The organism is Wolbachia endosymbiont (group B) of Limnophora tigrina (genome assembly GCF_964263235.1).
Lineage (GTDB): Bacteria > Pseudomonadota > Alphaproteobacteria > Rickettsiales > Anaplasmataceae > Wolbachia.
Window position 1 is genome coordinate 808,265 of record NZ_OZ181655.1, and the last position, 18,387, is coordinate 826,651.

Sequence of the window (18,387 nt, forward strand, 5' to 3'; positions counted from 1 at the left end):
CACCTTACTTAACAACAAATTTATTTTTTAGAACTATAATAATCCAAAACTCTCATAAGCCTCATAGAAGATGAATTAATAGACAACGCCAATCGAGTAGGAATATCATAAGATATTAAACGCATAATTTTAACACGCAATTCATCCAGAGAAGGCAACTTAGCCAGTTTATTAACATCTTCCACTGTTAACAATTCATTTATATGAGCCGCGCAAATCACAGACATTTTTTCTTTGTTAGCATTAATAAAATCAACTATTAACTTTGCAGCTTCTACTATGCCACTAGAGTATATAATAGCAACAGAACCAGAAAATTTGCCTGATAAATAAGAAAATTTACCAGTCCTTTCCAAAGCCAAGCGCGCTAGAGTGTTTTTAACTACTAATACCCCACCTGCTATAGACTTCAGGCTATTCCTCAGAGTTAATGAATCATTAGCATTTATAGATTTAAAATTTACTAATATCAAGAAATCATTATTTACAAATACGTTTATTGTGCTCTGTATAAATTCATCCTTATTTTTACGCTTCACGGTATCACTCCCTTAAATTATATCTTCCACTTTGCTTATCTTATAAGCTTCACCCATAGTTGAATTTAAAAAAACACCCTTAAAGTAAATTCCTTTCACAGAAATAGGTTTATTATCTTTAATTACTTTAAGAAAGGCTTTTAAATTTTCTAGCAAGTCATCAATATCAAATTTAATATTTCCTAATTTACCATGAATAACACCATTTTTATCTGTTCTAAATTTTATCTGACCAGACTTAATGGTTTTAATAGCTTCTGCAATGTTAGAAGTCACAGTACCAAATTTAGGGTTAGGCATCAGCCCTTTAGCACCCAATACTTTTGCAATAGGAGTGATTTTTGCCATAAAATCAGGAGTAGTAATGCACCAATCAACATCTAATTTTCTACCTTTTTTTATTTCTTCAACTAAATCCTCTCCTCCTGCAATATCAGCGCCAGCTTTTTCAGCTTCTAATAAATGTTTATCTTGAGCGAAAACAGCTACTTTAATATTCTTCCCGATACCTTTAGGCAAAACTACTGTACCACGCACCTGCTCTTCAGATTTACGTGAATCTACGCCTAAATTGACTGCAATATCAACTGATTCATTAAATTTTGCTGAAGCAGACTCAATAATCTTCTTCAAACACTGCTTAGGATTATCATTATATGTATTCATTTACCTAACCTTCCACAACTTCTATACCCATAGATTTTGCAGTGCCTACAACCATTTTCACTGCTGAATCTTCATTATCCACTTTCATATCAACCATCTTGCACTTTGCCACTTTAATTATAGCAGACATAGGTAATTTAGCCACTAATTCTTTACCAGGATTACCAGAACTTTTACTTAATTTAGCCTCCTGCTTAAGTAAATAAGCCACAGGTGGACCGCTGACAGTAAAATCATGAGAGCGATCATCCTTTATGGAAATTCGCACTGTTACTAAATCGCCTACTTTATAATTAGCGTTAGCAGCGCTAGTAACTTTATTAAAAGCTTCACAAAACTTAGGAACAGATATACCACGTGGACCAAGTACTGAAGCAATTTTCGGTCCTGGAATTGCTTTCCCAGCTTCCATAAGTAAGTTAATCTTAGGAACTATAACACTCATAATTAATCCTCTATTTTCTCTACTTGAGCCAGATCAAGCTCTATTATTGTCGGCTTGCCTAAAATTGATACTTCCACATTAATAATTTTTTTCTCATCGTTTACCATATTTACCTTACCAGTAAAATTTTGAAAAAGACCATCATTAATTTTCACTTTTTCACCTTTTTCATAATCATAACCTAACTTCTTTGTCTCTTGAGCATTATAAAGTGCATTACACATTGAGTGAATCTCATCGTCCAAAATCACCTTTGGAATATTACCATTTTTCAAAAACCCATAAACCTTAAGAGATTTTGGTATATTATTGATAAAATTCAATACTTCATCGCATAAATTCACGTATAAAAAGACATAACCAGGAAAGCATTTCCTTCGTGTAGCAATTTTCTTAGATTTCAACTCTACTTCACTTAGCTCTTCATATGGAATAAAAACTTCCTTAAAGTAACCATTAACACTCAATCTCATAGAATTTTCCAATATATGTTGGCGCACTTTCTCTTCACAATTGGAAGCAACTCTCAAGATATACCATTTATATCTATTAAATTCTTTACACTTTAAACTTATCTCATCATCTGAAATTATCTCAAAATCACCAGATTTGCCACTGCAGAATCCAGGCGTTTGATTCAAAATATTTTTGCTTTCATCACATAGATGCATATATACATACACTTCACATAACTCTTTTATATCAGACTTTGAATTACATACCGTTTGATAAGGAATAAACACTTCCTTAAAATAAACAGCATTACTTACCAATTCGCGTATATTTTGCTCATATCCATAATCAACTCTAATGATATACCATTTATATTCACATTCCATAAATAATTCCAAATAAAGCCTTAATTACGTAAAGAGACATAAAATCCACAAAACAGAAGAAAATCGAAAAGCATAATATAACAATCATCACAACAAATAGAGATGACAACACCTCCTGTTTCTTTACCCAAGCAATTCTTCGTATTTCTTGCTTTATATCATAGAAAAAAACACACAAACTTTTTAACATTTTCACCACAACATTAATGCAGGAGCGATAGGAATTGAACCTACAACCTCTGGTTTTGGAGACCAGCGCTCTACCAATTGAGCTACACTCCTATAACTCAAACTCTCACTCCAAAATTTCAGAAACAACACCAGAACCAACAGTTCTACCGCCTTCTCTTATCGCAAAACGCAATCCCTTATCCATTGCTATCGGTACTTGCAATTCTACTTCTACACTCACATTATCTCCTGGCATTACCATCTCCTTCCCATCTAGCAATTTTATGCTCCCAGTTACATCCGTTGTCCTTAAATAAAACTGTGGCTGGTAATTCGCAAAAAATGGTGTATGCCTTCCTCCTTCCTCTTTCTTTAATATATAAACCTCCGCCCTAAACTTTCTATGCGGCGTTATCGTCCCCGGTTTTGCTAATACTTGCCCTCTCTCTACTTCTTCTCTTTTTGTCCCTCTTAGCAATATTCCTACATTGAGTCCTGCACTTCCCTTATCTAGCAACTTCTTAAACATCTCAACACCTGTACATATCGTCTTTTGTGTTGCTTTCAGACCTATTATCTCTATCTCATCACCCGTCTTTATCTCTCCCTTCTCTATCCTTCCTGTTACCACTGTTCCTCGCCCCGATATCGAAAATACATCCTCGATTGGCAATAAAAATGGTAAATCCACAGGTCTTGGTGGAACCGCCACATACTCATCTAACTTTTCCATCAATTTATCTATTGATTTCTTTCCATATTCGCTACTGTCATCCTCCAGCGCTTTCAATGCAGACCCCACTACCACAGGCACTTCATCCCCTGGAAATCCGTATTTATTCAGCAATTCCCTCACTTCCATTTCTACCAAATCTATCATATCAGCATCAGCAACATCAGCTTTATTTATATACACCACGATATATCCAACACCTACCTGCTTCGCTAGCAATATATGCTCTCTCGTTTGTGGCATTGGCCCATCAACCCCCGACACTACCAATATCGCCGCATCCATCTGCGCTGCACCTACTATCATATTCTTTACATAATCAGCATGTCCAGGACAATCAACGTGTGCATAATGCCTTTTTTCCGTCTGATACTCAACATGCGCTGTTGCTATCGTTATCCCCCTTTTCCTTTCTTCTGGCGCCTTATCTATCTGATCGTACGCTACAAAATTTCCATAATGCTTTGTTATCGCCGCTGTTAACGTTGTCTTCCCATGATCCACATGTCCTATTGTTCCCACATTTACATGCGGCTTTCCAAATGCTTTCACTACTGCTGTCATAATTATTACCCTTAATTATACTTTAACTTTAACTCATCAACCACATATTGTGGTACTTGTTCATAACAAGAAAAATGCATACTATACTGAGCTCTTCCCTGAGATATAGAACGCAAAACATTTATATAACCAAACATATTCGCAAGAGGAACCGAAGCAGTAATTATTTTGCTATTATTACCTAAATCCAGCATATCAGCAACACTGCCTCTTCTGCTATTTATATCGCCCATAACATCACCCATATATTCTTCAGGAGTGATGATTTCAACTTTCATTATAGGTTCTAGCATTTTTGGACCAGCTTTATTTGCCATTTCCTTAAAAGCACCTTTAGCAGCAAGTTCAAAAGCCAAAGGACTAGAATCAACATCATGAAAAGCACCATCAAGAAGAGTAGCCTTAAAATCAATCAATGGAAAGCCGGAAATTATACCACCTTCTTTTATCAACTCTAAGCCATTTTGCACTCCAGGTATATACTCTTTTGGAATAGCACCGCCTACAATTTTACTTTCAAACTGAAAACCAGAACCAGGCTCAAGAGGTTCAAATTTTATTTTAACCTTAGCAAACTGACCAGCACCACCTGATTGTTTTTTATGAGTGTAATCAATTTCAACAGATTTAGTGATAGTTTCACGATATGCAACTTGAGGAGCACCCACGTTAGCCTCAACATTAAACTCACGCTTCATTCTATCAACAATAATTTCAAGATGCAGCTCGCCCATGCCTTTTAATATAGTCTGACCGCTTTCTGCATTTACTGACATCCTCAAAGAAGGATCTTCTGCTACCAACCTATTGAGAGCAATGCCCAATTTTTCCTGATCTGCAGTGGTTTTAGGTTCCACGGCAATTTCAATAACGGGCTCAGGAAATTCCATGCGTTCTAACAATATAGAGCAATCGACTGAACACAAAGTATCGCCGGTGGTCGTTTTTTTTAGTCCAACTAAAGCAACTATATCCCCGACACTAGCTTCAGTTATATCTTCTCTGTTATTTGCATGCATAAGCAACATTCTGCCAATTCCTTCAGTCTCATTTTTTCCCGCATTTAACACAGCGGATTTGGATTTTAACTTACCGGAATAAATACGAATAAACGTCAAGCTGCCTACAAACTTATCCGTCATCACTTTAAACGCAAGAGCAACGAATTTCTCTTTTTCTGAAGGTTTGACCTCAATTTTCTTTTCTGAATCTTTAGGATCAGTTCCAACAATTACATCAACATCAATAGGAGAAGGTAAAAAGTCAACCACACCATCTAAAAGTGGTTGTACGCCTTTATTTTTAAAAGCTGATCCACATAATACAGGAACAAATTTTCCTTTGATGGTTCCATTTCTCACGCATTTTTTCAGTAAATCTACTGGCAGATCATTAGACTCAAAGTAAGTATTCATCGCTTCATCATCCATCTCAGCTGCAGCATCTAATAAAAGATTTCGATATTCTTGAGCCTTGTCAAGCAAATCAGAAGGAATATCTTCATAAGAAAATTTAGCACCCAACGTTTCTTCTTGCCATATAATGGCTTTCATAGAAATAAGGTCAATTATACCTTTGAAATCTTTCTCACTTCCTATTGGCAACTGAATGACTAAAGGTGCTGCACCAAGCTTCGTCTTTATCATATCGACACATCGATAAAAATTTGCCCCTATTCTATCCATCTTATTAACAAAGCAGATACGAGGAACGCTATATTTATCAGCCTGACGCCAAACTGTCTCAGATTGAGGCTCAACTCCAGCAACTCCATCAAATACAGCAACTGCACCATCTAAAACCCTCAAAGATCTCTCAACTTCAATAGTGAAATCAACGTGACCAGGAGTGTCTATTATATTGATTCTATGATCATTCCAAAAACATGTTGTTGCAGCAGATGTGATTGTAATACCACGCTCTTTTTCCTGCTCCATCCAATCCATAGAAGCTGCCCCATCGTGCACTTCACCAATTCTATTTTGCTTGCCAGTATAAAATAAAATACGCTCTGTTGTGGTAGTCTTACCAGCATCTATGTGAGCCATTATTCCTATATTTCTGTATTTAGATATTCCAATTTCCATATCACAATTAATTAGCTACCATTAAAAACGAAGATGAGAAAATGCCTTATTAGCCTCAGCCATTTTATATTTTTCTTCGCACATCTTAAACGCACCACCGCGTTTATTATAAGCATCCAGTATTTCAGATTGCAAACAATCAACAGTGGTTTTTCCACTCTTTTTTCGAGCAGCAGAAGTTGCTTTAGCAATCCACCTTAACGCTAAAGAAATCGCTCTATCTTGTCGAACTTCAACAGGTACTTGATAAGTTGCACCACCAATGCGTCGAGAACGCACTTCTATAGAAGGAGTAACATTTCCTACCGCTGTTTCAAAAATTGATAACCCACCTTCGCCTATTTTCTTTTCAGCTAAAGACAAAGCGTCATAGATAATCTTTTCTGCAGTAGATTTTTTACCACATTTCATGATTGTATTAATGAAACGCATCAGCAAAACACTGCCATAACGCGAATCAGGACTTATTTCTCTTTTTTTTGCTTTATTCCGACGAGCCATAAACTTTAACCAGATTTCTTTACACCATATTTTGAACGAGCTTTCTTTCGATTTTGCACACCATGCAGATCAAGGGCACCTCTTATTATGTGATAACGCACACCTGGCAAATCTTTAACCCGCCCACCACGTATCAAAACAACAGAATGCTCTTGTAAATTATGACCTTCACCAGGTATATAAGCTGTCACTTCACCATACCCACTAATTTTTACTCTGGCTACTTTACGGAGTGCTGAGTTAGGCTTCCTAGGAGTTGTAGTATACACCTTAGTGCAAACACCCCTCCTTTGAGGGTTGCTTTCTCCCAAAGCTGGTACCTTTTTCTTATGGGTCAATCCTAATCTACCTTTACGTATTAATTGATTTATCGTAGGCATATGTTATAAACTCAAGCTCATTAAAATAACTAAGTTTTTAGTTATAAAATAATAAACCTCAATAGTCAATATAAAAATAAACATTACTACTCTAATAATTAAGCTCAACTGCTTTGAAAGCCATCAGTAGACTTCTTGCACTACCTCCCAAGCCACAATTGTCATTCAGTGGAAACGAAAAACTTCCTTGACAAACTCCGCCAGCCCCCTTATTATGACAATAAGGGTATTTGTGACTCAAAACTTGTTTTTGACCTGCAGGCTCAATGACAAAATTCAGTAAAAAACTTAGGGTATTTTTTGGCGGATTACATAAAATTATAGCGGCTGCATGTCTTTTAAATTTTTTCTACATTCAGCCAAATCTCGCTTATTTTAAGCGTTAGCACATTATTACAGCGCCAGTTTAAATTATTATAGGGTCAAAACTCGCACCATGGGGCTTCTTTTGCCTTTTTTTCGTTTAGTAAATTTCTTAAATATTTATAACTAAACGACAACCGTCATCCCTGTAAAGGTCAAGTATCCCGCTACGTGTTAGCGGGATCTATGCTAAGAGATACCGCGAATGAATCGCGGTATGACGTAGGGGTTGCCAAGAACTTGTCATTCCAGTGCTTGACACTGGAATAGGTGTGTGTATTTGTGAAAAAAAATCTCCATGAAATTTGTGAAGCAATGTGGTGGGACTAGTGCGATTCGAACGCACGACCTTCGGATTAGGAGTCCAACGCTCTATCCTGCTGATCTATAGTCCCGTGTTTCCTACCATTTATGTAAAGTTATAGCAAAAAATCCTTCTCTTTTCTAGATTTCTTGCATAACCAATTTATGACAACAAGAAACATTTCTGTACTTCTTGAGTATAATGCTATTATATTTAATAACATGGTTTAAGTAAGATTAATGCTAGTTAACAACATTGGTTATTTCTATAACAATCAAGACGACTTTGCTTTAAGCAATATAAACATTAAAGTAAAAAAAGGAAGTGTTGCATGTTTATTGGGGCATTCTGGCTGTGGCAAGTCAACAATTTTGAAATTAATTGCAGGGATAGAAAATCCGAAATCTGGAACTATTTTTATAAATGATAGGTTAGTTGCAAGCAATAAGGCATCAGTCGCTATAGAGCATAGAAATATCGGATTGATTTTTCAGCATTCTGCATTATTTCCTCACAAAACAGTAGTAGAAAATATAACCTTTGCTATCCGCAGCTCTTCCAAGAAAGAAAAGCACCTAATTGCATTGGAAATCTTGAAGTTACTCAATATAGAAAAATATGAAAATATGTACCCTAACGCTTTATCAGGAGGGCAGCAACAATTAGTTGCAATAGCAAGAGTGATGGCACAAAACCCTGATGTTGTGTTACTAGATGAACCATTTTCTAATTTAGATATACTGCTCAAGTGCCGAATAAGACAACATATATTGTCCCTTTTTAGAAGTAAAAATATCCCTGTACTAATGGTAACTCATGACCCGCAAGAAGCATTGAAAGTTGCAGATTTTATCTACGTAATGAAAAATGGTAGGATTATTCAATCAGGAGTTTCTAGTGATATATATCACAGGCCTCAAGATGATACGCTAGCAAAGTTTTTTAGAGAGCTCTCTTCTACTCTATAGTTAAGCGAAAAGTTTCCACTTATTCGCTGCAAGAAAACAATCTAGTTTGGAATTGTTATAAAATAATTAAAAAACCTTGATTTATAATTAAATAAAGGTGATATAATCTATGTGTTACTTGACTTCAGTCAAGTTTTAATATTTAAAGGTCAATATTTTAAATGGAGGTGAAAATGAGTTTAGGACCATGGCAATTGTTTCTAGTCTTAATAATAATTTTAGTTCTGTTTGGTGCAGGCAGATTACCGCAAGTTATGGGTGATTTAGGAAAAGGCATCAAAAACCTTAAACAGGAGCTTAAGGACTCAGAAAAATTATCGTCTAATGAACCAGATCGTTAGCGTCCTCATACTTCGTGACATGCACCTTAGTGCATGTCATCTGTTTAAAAACTTAGTCAGGTTAAAAAATGAAAGAGATGAAGTGTTGGTATGAAATAAATAACAAATATTGAAATACAGCAACAACTATGTTAGCTTAGGAGGAATATTTTATTAAAGGATAATTGTGCAAAAAAGTGAGAAACTAACTAAAGATAAAAAACTAGCTTCTGATATTCTAAAAGAGGTTGCAGATACCAATAACAATGATAGCGATAAAGTAACTTTGTTTGACATTAAAACAGCTTTGCATGAGCGCGGTTTTGGTATTTTAATAATCTGTAAAAGACAAGATTTAATGTGACAGACAAGAATTAACTGACAGAAGAATTGAGGTAGTCAAAACTAATATCAGGCTCTTGTTTAATGCTACTAATGTTTTTCTGAAAAGCAATATATTTACTATCAAAAAACGTTTGCATAGGTGTTTTGCCATAGCAATACTTACCCGAGTGAGGCCTTGTCTCATTATAAGAACGCAACCAATAATCAACATCAATCTGTAGATCTTCCAAAGAATTGTAGATTTTCTTTCTAAAGATAATATTGTAACACTCATCTTGCATGGTTCTATGAAATCTTTCACATATGCCATTGGTTTGTGGAGAGTTGGCTTTGGTTCTAGAATGATCGATATTTTCGATTCCCAAATATAACTGATAAGCGTGATTTTCTGGCTTGCCACAATACTCTGTACCCCTATCAGTTAGAATGCGTAATAATGGAATTTTCTGCTCATCAAAAAATGGAATAACTCTATCGTTGAGGAGGTCTGCAGCTGTAATAGCTGTTCTGTCCGTGTAAAGTTTAACCATTGCAACTCTCGAATAAGTATCAACAAAAGTCTGCTGATAAATTAGCCCTATACCTTTGATATTGCCCACATAATAGGTATCTTGAGAACCCAAATAACCTGGATGTTGTGTCTCAATTTCACCATGAGCTTCCCTTTGTTCTTTAACTTTTTCTAAAGCTGTAAGTTGTTCTTCAGTTAAAATGATTCCTTCTTAAGCTACTTTTGTCTCTAGCGCTTTAAGTCTCTTTTTGAGAGTTTCAAGGTCATTTCTTAGCCATACAGACCTTACTCCTCCCTGAGAAATTATTATACCTCTTTTTCTCAGTTCATTTGCAGCTCTTTCTTGCCCATATGCTGGAAATTCTGTTGCTATACCAATCACTGCTCTTTCTATATCGTCGGAAACTCTGTTCGCTAATAGCGGTTTTTTCTTACTTATTTCATGTAATGCTTCCTCTCCTCCATTTTCATATAACTCCTTAAACCGATAAAATGTATCTCTTGAGTATCCCATCACTTTGCATGCTTGAGATACATTTCCTAGTTGTTTTGCTAGCTCTAATAACCCTAGCTTTGGTTTTAGTATTTTTGTTTGTATTGTACTCATTTCTAACACTCCTTTCTTTTATTATTTTATAACTTACTTATTTTAAGTGTCAGATCAAGTCCTATTTAATACATCGATGTTATTGGCTCATGCGGATTCAAATCGTTTTTTCGACTTCCTGCAAATACTGTTGTGTATTTTATACCTTGGCTTTGATCAAAAGCGCTTTGATCAATGTGACTTGCTATTACTCCTATGCTTCCTACTCCGGATGTTCTCGTTACCAATACTTTTTCAGCACTTGACGCTATTGCATACGCTGCAGAATATGCATCATCATTTGCTATCGCTACGATCTTTTTCTTTTCCAACTTTCTTGCCTCATAAATAAAATCAGCCAGGTCAAAAATACCGCTTACTTCCCCTCCGGGGCTGTCTATATCTAAAAGTATCGTCTCAACTTTTTCATCCACTAAAGCTTTCTCTATTTGCTCATGTATCTTCTCATATGATGTCATACCTAACATGTCATCAAAAGCTCCTGGTTTCTTGGTTAAAATTCCATGTATCGGTATTATTGCTATTTTTTCTACGTTGTTTCCTGCAGTGTGTTTGATGTTTTTAAACGTAGGATGCTTTTCTGCATTTAATGACAATAGATCAAAACTTCTTTGCTCTATCATCATTGGTTTGTTAATCCAAGTCATTTATATTATCTCAGTATTAGTATTTACGTCGGAATCAAAACTTAAGCCCAGTTCACTTGAACGCCTTTGATCTTCTGCGATTTCTTGGTCGATTTCTTCTATATCGTAACCTAGTTCTGATACTACTTCTGACCTGCTCTTAAACCCATTTCTTACTGCCATTTGCTGTGCTTGCTGGTCTTTTAGTGGATCCACCCAATCAAACCCTTGCGCTATCCATTTTACTTCTTTTGCCCCTTTTTTTGTCCATTCTTCTCCTATATCCAGCTCTCCAGAGAGTAGTGCTAATTCTAGCCACCTATTCCATACTGGCCGGCAAAACTGAAATACTACCACGTTATGCTGTAACATTGCACACCTCCGGCGAAACTCTATTAACCCTGCTCTTATCGATGAATAATTAACACCGCTCAGATCTCCTGTTAGCTGCTCATACGTTATTCCCATTCCTACTGCTATTGCTCTGAGCTGCTGTTTCATGAATGCTTTATAACTTCCTCCAACATCTGATGGTTCAGAGAACTTAATATCCTCACCAGGATCAAGCAGTTGCATAGTCCCTGGCTCTAAACCTGATAGTGCTACTCCATGCTCATTACTCTCACCTTCTCCCATGATGTTCGCTTCAGGATCAAGTCTGGTAATAAATCCCGCAAACATCGCCGCAGTCTTTTTTCTCACTAATTCCGCATCGTCATATTGATCAAGTTCGTAGAGTTTTAGTAGTACTGTAGAAAGCCATGGTATTCCTCGAATTTGCCCAGGTCTCAGTGGTCTATAGATATGCAAAACATCATTTGCTGGCACTCTCACTGATTCTCCGAATGATCCTTCACCAGGGTGCTCTCGAAAAAGGTAATACGCTTCTCTTTGTCCCAGTCGGTTAAATTCAATGCCGTTTCTTATGACATTACCATTGCTAAGCGTTTGATTACTCTTATTATCTAAATGCTCTGATTCAAGTACTTGCAGTTGCAAAGGTACACAAAGACCATCTCCAGATTTTCTTGTTCGGAGCCTTACAAAGCACTCGCCGCCTTCTATCATACTTCTACAGACCAATGCCTGCAGCCCATAAAAATCACTTGCTCCGCTACTGTCTGCTTCATCTGTCCATCTCAGCCATAACTCTTGCACTTTTTTCCGAAATTTTGCATCCCTTGCTTTTGATTGCGGCTTTATTCCTGTGCCAACGCAGTTACTCACTATCGCATCTACGATATTTGCTGCATACGGGTTTTTTCTTACCATGTCTCGAGATCGACTACGCAGGTGTTCAAGGCTGTGAGACAGCAAATTGTTTATACTTCCTGATTCTCCTTGCCAATACATTACTCTTCGGCCAGATCCGGCTGCGTCCCAGGCTGAGCTTTTTGGTTTTGGTGATTTGTGGAATAATTGCTTGAATGATTTGAGTAACACTTAGCCTCCTCATTGTGCAACGGGTTGCTGCACCATTTTAAATTACGGTAGTTGTATTTCAGTTCACATCTTCTGCAGATAATATTTTATCCCAATCTACATCCTCAGCTCTAATTACTTCCGCACCATCAACATCACGTTCTGCGGCAATTTTTGACAGTTCTATATCTTCTTCTAGTGCTTCTCTTACCAGACTTACTAAAACTTCTGCTACACTTTTGTTGTCGATCTCTGCTATATCCTTGAGATATTGCGCCAATTCATTTTCAAAACTTACATTAACACTTAGTTGATTTTGAGCCATTTTACTTACTCCTTTACTTGTTGAAATCTGATATTAACTTTCTCCATCTGAAACTTTTGATAATTCAGCTTCTAATTCTTCTATTGTTGGCAAAGCCGTTTTTATCTCCTCTGGTAAGTTTTCAGTTATTCGATATTCCGCTAATCCTATTGGTTTGGTCATGTCTCGGAGTGCATATTCAGCAAGTACGTTATCTTTAGATTTGCATAAAACTAAACCAATTGAAGGATTGTCTGTTGGATGTTTTAGAAAGTCATCAACAATTGATAAGTAAAAATTCATCTTACCAGAGTGTTCAGGTTCAAATTCAACTGCTTTAATTTCTATTACTACAAAACACCTGAGCTTTAAGTGATAAAACAGGAGATCCAAATAGTAATCCTTTCTCCTTACCGTTAAATGATATTGGCGTCCAACAAAAGAAAAGCCTGCTCCAAGTTCCATAAGGAATTTCTCAATATGTGCTACTAGTCCTTTCTCTATTTCTCTTTCATGAGCATCCTTGCCTATGCTTAAAAAATCAAAAATGTATGGATCCTTGAGAGTTTGATTTGCTAAGTCTGATGTTGGCGAAGGCAATTTTTCTTTAAAATTTGTAACTGCTTTACCTTGACGTTTATGAAGACCAAGCTCTATTTGGTGCATCAGAATAGAGCGAGACCAACCATATTCTGAAGCATTTTGCATATAAAAAAGCCTCGCTTCGTGCTCCTTCACTTGATTCATTAGAACAACATGATGATACCATGGTAATTCTATAGCAGCTTGCTGTAGAAATTCAGGATTAGGATAAAGCTCTGCAAAACGCCTCATATTATGCAAGTTAGCAATACCAAAACCCTTCATTTCAGGAAGTTCAACCTTTAAATCTTTGCTTAATTGTTCAATTACCTTGGCTCCCCAGCCCTGATTCTTTTGTTTTTCTAGAATCTGTGTCCCAATATAATGATAAAGTATTAGCAGTTCTTTATTTACTGTTCTGGCTGCTTTATAACGACTAGTGGCAATACGATCCTTCAACTGCTCTAAAAATTCTGTATACTCTTTTGCTATAATTTTTGTCATAGGATTCCTCTTAACGATTTTTATCATTATATGATCCCTTTATCCGTCGAAATAACAATCTTTCTCTTCGGCTTCACACCTGCAATTTTCAATTCAGATTTAATGCGTTGCCTTAAACTGTATTAAATAGGACTTGATCTGACACTTAAAATAAGTAAGTTATAAAATAATAAAAGAAAGGAGTGTTAGAAATGAGTACAATACAAACAAAAATACTAAAACCAAAGCTAGGGTTATTAGAGCTAGCAAAACAACTAGGAAATGTATCTCAAGCATGCAAAGTGATGGGATACTCAAGAGATACATTTTATCGGTTTAAGGAGTTATATGAAAATGGAGGAGAGGAAGCATTACATGAAATAAGTAAGAAAAAACCGCTATTAGCGAACAGAGTTTCCGACGATATAGAAAGAGCAGTGATTGGTATAGCAACAGAATTTCCAGCATATGGGCAAGAAAGAGCTGCAAATGAACTGAGAAAAAGAGGTATAATAATTTCTCAGGGAGGAGTAAGGTCTGTATGGCTAAGAAATGACCTTGAAACTCTCAAAAAGAGACTTAAAGCGCTAGAGACAAAAGTAGCTTAAGAAGGAATCATTTTAACTGAAGAACAACTTACAGCTTTAGAAAAAGTTAAAGAACAAAGGGAAGCTCATGGTGAAATTGAGACACAACATCCAGGTTATTTGGGTTCTCAAGATACCTATTATGTGGGCAATATCAAAGGTATAGGGCTAATTTATCAGCAGACTTTTGTTGATACTTATTCGAGAGTTGCAATGGTTAAACTTTACACGGACAGAACAGCTATTACAGCTGCAGACCTCCTCAACGATAGAGTTATTCCATTTTTTGATGAGCAGAAAATTCCATTATTACACATTCTAACTGATAGGGGTACAGAGTATTGTGGCAAGCCAGAAAATCACGCTTATCAGTTATATTTGGGAATCGAAAATATCGATCATTCTAGAACCAAAGCCAACTCTCCACAAACCAATGGCATATGTGAAAGATTTCATAGAACCATGCAAGATGAGTGTTACAATATTATCTTTAGAAAGAAAATCTACAATTCTTTGGAAGATCTACAGATTGATGTTGATTATTGGTTGCGTTCTTATAATGAGACAAGGCCTCACTCGGGTAAGTATTGCTATGGCAAAACACCTATGCAAACGTTTTTTGATAGTAAATATATTGCTTTTCAGAAAAACATTAGTAGCATTAAACAAGAGCCTGATATTAGTTTTGACTACCTCAATTCTTCTGTCAGTTAATTCTTGTCTGTCACATTAAATCTTGTCTTTTACAGTGCAATAAGAAATTACCTTATCAGATATATATTTCACTAGACACACTGTAATTGCTGTTGAATGACGGCTTTTTACTTAAAGGAATTAGATTTTATCATAAGTAGTGTAGAAAGTTTTTCCTCTGAGGTTGAATTAGAACTTGATCAAGCAGATTGGGAGACTAAACTTGATATAATTAGAAAATTAGCTCAACGCATTGAAATTGATGACGATAACGTACATATAGTGTTTCGATTAAAAGAACTCACTCTGGAAAGGCAAAAAAATGTTCACCATTGTATCAGGATTCCAGCATCACACGCTGGAATGACGCCTGAGTTTTTTTGTCATCAAATAACTCCTACTCTTTAAGTCATCCAAGTAGCTGACACTGGGACTATACACCTACATACATCAATCACTTATCTTCAAAGCTTGAATAAAAGCATTCTGTGGAATATTTACGTTTCCTATAGAATGCAACCTTTTCTTACCTTTCTTTTGTTTTTCTAGCAGCTTCATTCTTCGCGTTACATCTCCACCATAGAGTTTAGCTGTTACATCTTTTCTGTACGGGTTAATCGTTTCTCTGGCAATAATTTTGCCTCCCGCTGCCGCTTGAATCGCGATTTTATATTGCTGACGTGGTATTAGATCCTTCAAGCGTGCACATATTTCACGTCCTCTTTTTTCTGCCCTACTTTTGTGAGCGATACAAGCCAGTGCATCTACAGGCTCTGCATTAATTAAAAAACTTAATTTATCTATTTGACTTTCCCGGTAACTGGAAATTTCCCAATCCAAACTTGCATACCCCTTGGAAATTGATTTTAATCGATCATAAAAGTCAAAAACAACTTCAGACAGTGGTAACTTATATCTTAACAATGCTGTTGTTGTGTTACCAATGTAAGATAAATCTTCCTGTTCTCCCCTCCTCTCTTCACATAATGATAGAATCTCACCTAAATATTGGTCAGGGACCATTATGGTTGCAGTAATCCATGGTTCTTCCACCATTTCAATCTTTGTTGGATCTGGCATATCACTTGGATTATGAATATTTAGAATTTCGCCGCTTCGTGTTGTAACTCTATATATAACACTCGGTGCAGTTGCTGTTAGGTCCAAGTCAAACTCTCTTTCGAGCCTCTCTTGAATAACTTCAAGATGCAGCATTCCCAAAAAACCGCAACGAAATCCATAGCCGAGTGCATTTGAAGTTTCAGCTTCAAAAGTAAAACTTGCATCATTTAAATGTAATTTTTCCAGCGCTTCTCTCAAATATTTAAAGTCGTCCGTTTTATTAGGAAAAATACTACAAAATACCACAGGGTGCACTTCTTTAAATCCCGGTAATGCTTCGCTGCAAGGTCTTTTTTCCTCAGTGATAGTATCCCCTACTTTGCAGTCTGCCACTTCCTTCATTGAAGCGGTAATAAAACCAACTTCACCTGCTGAGAGTTCACCTGTCATTACTTTTTTAGGAGTAAAAATACCGATATTGTCCACTTGGTATGTAGAGTTATTAGACATCATAACAATCTTCATGCCCTTTTTTAGCACTCCATTTTTAATTCGTACTAAAATTACTACTCCCAAATAAGTGTCATACCAACTATCAACTAAAATTGCCTTTAGTGGAGCATTTACATCACCTTGAGGAGCTGGAAGTTTTGTCACTATAGCTTCTAATACATCCCTTATTCCAAGACCAGTCTTGGCTGATATTAAAACTGACTCACTTGCGTCAATGCCAATTACTTCCTCAACCTGGAGTTTTACCTTTTCTGGATCTGCAGCAGGGAGATCAACTTTATTGAGTACAACTATTATTTCATGATTGTTGTCAATTGCCTTGTATACATTTGCAAGAGTCTGAGCTTCAACACCTTGACTGCTATCTACCACTAAAAGTGAGCCTTCACACGCTGCTAAACTTCGACTTACTTCATACGAAAAGTCAACATGACCTGGAGTGTCCATGAGATTTAGGCAATATTGATTACCATCGTTTGCTGTATAATTGAGTTTTACCGTTTGTGCTTTAATTGTAATCCCACGTTCACGTTCTATATCCATTGAATCGAGTATTTGATTGGTCATTTCTCTTGCTTCAAGGCCGTTACATTTCTCTATTAAACGGTCAGCAAGCGTTGACTTACCGTGGTCTATATGCGCTATTATTGCAAAATTCCTTATGTTGTCCATTGATGGCTATTTTATTTAAGTAGAACCATTAAGGGAGACTGATCATTTCTTGAGGCAAAGCTTGATCAGCTACTGGTTGACTCAATTTACTACTCTCTACCGCATCAGCAAGACTCAAGTAGTTGCCATTAACTTGAATCTTTACATCTTTATATTTTTCCAAATCTTCACCGGCTGGTTCATCACCCACTATTTTAATACTGCCATCGCTATTAGCACTTAATGTAATGCTACATTTTTTTCCACCTACATACCAATTAAACTGTATTCCATATCGAGCTATGGCACTTAAATCGTAGTGCCTTACTTTATTATCTACATAGCCACTGATAATTTTTTCTTGATTGTTATTTAATATTAAGAAACCAGTAATGTTGTTTTCTGTACAGAATTTGCTATTTAAAAACTCACTTATTTTAATACTCGTGTTTTCATTATTATTATCTTGTAGTTTAATTATTGCATACAGATCACCATTCTCATACCTTCCAATTAATACTTCATCAATAGTACTATTTTCTATGTACTCTTTAAACTTTTCTTTAGCTTTTTTTTCTAACTCACAGTATTCTTTTTTATTAGTATCATCAGGATATTCGTTTACATCATTACCTTGACCTTGGTTCGTTGCACTTTGTGGCAATTGCTGCTGTGGCATTTTTTCTAGCGCTTCTTTCATTTTTTTCTGAAGTGATGTGATGTCATCAGGTAATATGGTTTCATCAGCACTGATAATTTTATCAGACAATTTTTCATCTAATTTTTTGATTAAAGTTACTATTTTAAAAATTAATTCTAAGTTTTCATGATTTACATTAATTTGTTCGTTACTCAAGCTATTCTTATTGCTATCCCAATCAATAGAAATGTTAGTAAATATTACATTAAGCCCTTTATAAATAGTTTTCAATTCATCTAATTCCTCTTTTTTCAAGCCTTGGCCTGTTCCATTTTGCTTAATATTAATATAACCATTAATTAGCTTTATTTCTTCAGGATCCATAAGGACACCCTGTAGTTTTTTATTTGCTACTATATCTTGTATTTTTTGTTTTATTGCCTTGAGCTTTTCTAAAGCCATATACTTCCCCTTATTAAAT

Annotated in this window: 17 protein-coding genes, 2 tRNA genes and 4 pseudogenes; 5 read left to right on the forward strand and 18 right to left on the reverse strand. The window is 36.0% G+C overall.

Going from position 1 to position 18,387, the window contains the following annotated elements; genetic code table 11:
- Positions 1-20: 20 nt before the first annotated feature.
- The 11 genes from rplJ to ACE38O_RS04085 all read right to left on the reverse strand — a co-directional run bounded on the left by rplJ (position 21) and on the right by ACE38O_RS04085 (position 7,683).
- Positions 21-539, reverse strand: a complete 519-nt coding sequence (rplJ, locus tag ACE38O_RS04035; RefSeq protein ID WP_374698329.1) for a 50S ribosomal protein L10 — start codon at positions 537-539, stop codon at positions 21-23.
- A gap of 12 nt (positions 540-551) precedes the next feature.
- The gene (gene rplA, locus ACE38O_RS04040) at positions 552-1,205 is read right to left on the reverse strand and encodes a 50S ribosomal protein L1 (RefSeq protein WP_374698330.1); all 654 of its coding nucleotides are present in this window, start codon (positions 1,203-1,205) and stop codon (positions 552-554) included.
- A gap of 4 nt (positions 1,206-1,209) precedes the next feature.
- Positions 1,210-1,650, reverse strand: coding sequence for a 50S ribosomal protein L11 (locus ACE38O_RS04045; RefSeq protein ID WP_374698331.1), 441 nt, complete (start codon positions 1,648-1,650; stop codon positions 1,210-1,212).
- A 2-nt stretch (positions 1,651-1,652) separates the two neighbouring features.
- Entirely contained in the window at positions 1,653-2,489 is an 837-nt protein-coding gene (gene nusG, locus ACE38O_RS04050; protein WP_374699081.1) for a transcription termination/antitermination protein NusG, read from the reverse strand.
- Positions 2,479-2,679, reverse strand: a complete 201-nt coding sequence (gene secE / locus ACE38O_RS04055; RefSeq protein WP_205517846.1) for a preprotein translocase subunit SecE — start codon at positions 2,677-2,679, stop codon at positions 2,479-2,481. The genes nusG and secE overlap by 11 nt, the downstream gene beginning before the upstream one ends.
- A 19-nt stretch (positions 2,680-2,698) precedes the next feature.
- Positions 2,699-2,771, reverse strand: a tRNA-Trp gene (locus ACE38O_RS04060).
- Between the two features lie 13 nt (positions 2,772-2,784).
- Positions 2,785-3,957: an elongation factor Tu gene (gene tuf, locus ACE38O_RS04065; protein ID WP_374698332.1), complete on the reverse strand. Its 1,173-nt coding sequence runs from the start codon at positions 3,955-3,957 to the stop codon at positions 2,785-2,787.
- Between the two features lie 11 nt (positions 3,958-3,968).
- Entirely contained in the window at positions 3,969-6,044 is a 2,076-nt protein-coding gene (fusA, locus tag ACE38O_RS04070) for an elongation factor G (RefSeq protein WP_374698333.1), read from the reverse strand.
- A 21-nt stretch (positions 6,045-6,065) separates the two neighbouring features.
- A complete protein-coding gene (gene rpsG, locus ACE38O_RS04075) occupies positions 6,066-6,545 on the reverse strand; it encodes a 30S ribosomal protein S7 (RefSeq protein WP_253307294.1) in 480 nt (159 codons plus the stop codon).
- A gap of 5 nt (positions 6,546-6,550) precedes the next feature.
- On the reverse strand, positions 6,551-6,925 hold the full coding sequence (gene rpsL / locus ACE38O_RS04080; protein ID WP_374698334.1) for a 30S ribosomal protein S12: 375 nt from the start codon (positions 6,923-6,925) through the stop codon (positions 6,551-6,553).
- Positions 6,926-7,606: 681 nt separating this feature from the next.
- Positions 7,607-7,683 (reverse strand) — tRNA-Arg (locus ACE38O_RS04085).
- Positions 7,684-7,831: 148 nt separating this feature from the next.
- Between ACE38O_RS04085 and ACE38O_RS04090 the strand changes: the two genes are divergently transcribed.
- The 3 genes and pseudogenes from ACE38O_RS04090 to ACE38O_RS04100 form a co-directional block, all read left to right on the forward strand.
- The gene (locus ACE38O_RS04090) at positions 7,832-8,560 is read left to right on the forward strand and encodes an ABC transporter ATP-binding protein (RefSeq protein ID WP_374698335.1); all 729 of its coding nucleotides are present in this window, start codon (positions 7,832-7,834) and stop codon (positions 8,558-8,560) included.
- A 173-nt stretch (positions 8,561-8,733) separates the two neighbouring features.
- Complete coding sequence (locus ACE38O_RS04095) at positions 8,734-8,901, forward strand: twin-arginine translocase TatA/TatE family subunit (RefSeq protein WP_006013840.1); 168 nt, start codon at positions 8,734-8,736, stop codon at positions 8,899-8,901.
- 166 nt (positions 8,902-9,067) lie between these two features.
- Positions 9,068-9,220 (forward strand): annotated as a pseudogene (locus ACE38O_RS04100) (exopolysaccharide biosynthesis protein); the annotation flags it as partial.
- A 34-nt stretch (positions 9,221-9,254) separates the two neighbouring features.
- On the opposite strand, the pseudogene ACE38O_RS04105 reads toward ACE38O_RS04100, so the two are convergent.
- The 5 genes and pseudogenes from ACE38O_RS04105 to ACE38O_RS04125 all read right to left on the reverse strand — a co-directional run bounded on the left by ACE38O_RS04105 (position 9,255) and on the right by ACE38O_RS04125 (position 13,781).
- Positions 9,255-10,343: pseudogene (locus tag ACE38O_RS04105) on the reverse strand (IS481 family transposase).
- 74 nt (positions 10,344-10,417) lie between these two features.
- Positions 10,418-10,990 (reverse strand): annotated as a pseudogene (locus ACE38O_RS04110) (S49 family peptidase); the annotation flags it as partial.
- A complete protein-coding gene (locus ACE38O_RS04115; protein ID WP_374698336.1) occupies positions 10,991-12,412 on the reverse strand; it encodes a phage portal protein in 1,422 nt (473 codons plus the stop codon).
- 58 nt (positions 12,413-12,470) lie between these two features.
- Complete coding sequence (locus tag ACE38O_RS04120) at positions 12,471-12,716, reverse strand: hypothetical protein (protein WP_374698337.1); 246 nt, start codon at positions 12,714-12,716, stop codon at positions 12,471-12,473.
- A 33-nt stretch (positions 12,717-12,749) separates the two neighbouring features.
- On the reverse strand, positions 12,750-13,781 hold the full coding sequence (locus tag ACE38O_RS04125; RefSeq protein ID WP_374698338.1) for a YhcG family protein: 1,032 nt from the start codon (positions 13,779-13,781) through the stop codon (positions 12,750-12,752).
- 191 nt (positions 13,782-13,972) lie between these two features.
- Between ACE38O_RS04125 and ACE38O_RS04130 the strand changes: the two are divergent.
- Together ACE38O_RS04130 and ACE38O_RS04135 are read left to right on the forward strand one after the other, a co-directional pair.
- Positions 13,973-15,061: pseudogene (locus tag ACE38O_RS04130) on the forward strand (IS481 family transposase).
- A gap of 96 nt (positions 15,062-15,157) precedes the next feature.
- Entirely contained in the window at positions 15,158-15,448 is a 291-nt protein-coding gene (locus ACE38O_RS04135) for a hypothetical protein (RefSeq protein ID WP_374698339.1), read from the forward strand.
- Between the two features lie 42 nt (positions 15,449-15,490).
- Here ACE38O_RS04135 and lepA read toward each other — a convergent pair whose 3' ends face one another.
- Complete coding sequence (gene lepA, locus ACE38O_RS04140) at positions 15,491-17,287, reverse strand: translation elongation factor 4 (protein WP_374698340.1); 1,797 nt, start codon at positions 17,285-17,287, stop codon at positions 15,491-15,493.
- A gap of 28 nt (positions 17,288-17,315) precedes the next feature.
- Positions 17,316-18,368 carry a hypothetical protein gene (locus ACE38O_RS04145; protein ID WP_374698341.1) on the reverse strand — a complete coding sequence of 351 codons (1,053 nt, stop codon included), beginning with the start codon at positions 18,366-18,368 and terminating at the stop codon, positions 17,316-17,318.
- Positions 18,369-18,387: the final 19 nt, after the last annotated feature.

Bases quoted from the DNA above. Each gene is read 5' to 3' on its own strand.
- rplA (WP_374698330.1), bottom strand. From the start codon at position 1,205: ATGAATACATATAATGATAATCCTAAGCAGTGTTTGAAGAAGATTATT.
- ACE38O_RS04045 (WP_374698331.1), bottom strand. From the start codon at position 1,650: ATGAGTGTTATAGTTCCTAAGATTAACTTACTTATGGAAGCTGGGAAA.
- nusG (WP_374699081.1), bottom strand. From the start codon at position 2,489: ATGGAATGTGAATATAAATGGTATATCATTAGAGTTGATTATGGATAT.
- secE (WP_205517846.1), bottom strand. From the start codon at position 2,679: ATGTTAAAAAGTTTGTGTGTTTTTTTCTATGATATAAAGCAAGAAATA.
- tuf (WP_374698332.1), bottom strand. From the start codon at position 3,957: ATGACAGCAGTAGTGAAAGCATTTGGAAAGCCGCATGTAAATGTGGGA.
- fusA (WP_374698333.1), bottom strand. From the start codon at position 6,044: ATGGAAATTGGAATATCTAAATACAGAAATATAGGAATAATGGCTCAC.
- rpsG (WP_253307294.1), bottom strand. From the start codon at position 6,545: ATGGCTCGTCGGAATAAAGCAAAAAAAAGAGAAATAAGTCCTGATTCG.
- rpsL (WP_374698334.1), bottom strand. From the start codon at position 6,925: ATGCCTACGATAAATCAATTAATACGTAAAGGTAGATTAGGATTGACC.
- ACE38O_RS04090 (WP_374698335.1), top strand. From the start codon at position 7,832: ATGCTAGTTAACAACATTGGTTATTTCTATAACAATCAAGACGACTTT.
- ACE38O_RS04095 (WP_006013840.1), top strand. From the start codon at position 8,734: ATGAGTTTAGGACCATGGCAATTGTTTCTAGTCTTAATAATAATTTTA.
- ACE38O_RS04120 (WP_374698337.1), bottom strand. From the start codon at position 12,716: ATGGCTCAAAATCAACTAAGTGTTAATGTAAGTTTTGAAAATGAATTG.
- ACE38O_RS04125 (WP_374698338.1), bottom strand. From the start codon at position 13,781: ATGACAAAAATTATAGCAAAAGAGTATACAGAATTTTTAGAGCAGTTG.
- ACE38O_RS04135 (WP_374698339.1), top strand. From the start codon at position 15,158: ATGACGGCTTTTTACTTAAAGGAATTAGATTTTATCATAAGTAGTGTA.
- lepA (WP_374698340.1), bottom strand. From the start codon at position 17,287: ATGGACAACATAAGGAATTTTGCAATAATAGCGCATATAGACCACGGT.
- ACE38O_RS04145 (WP_374698341.1), bottom strand. From the start codon at position 18,368: ATGGCTTTAGAAAAGCTCAAGGCAATAAAACAAAAAATACAAGATATA.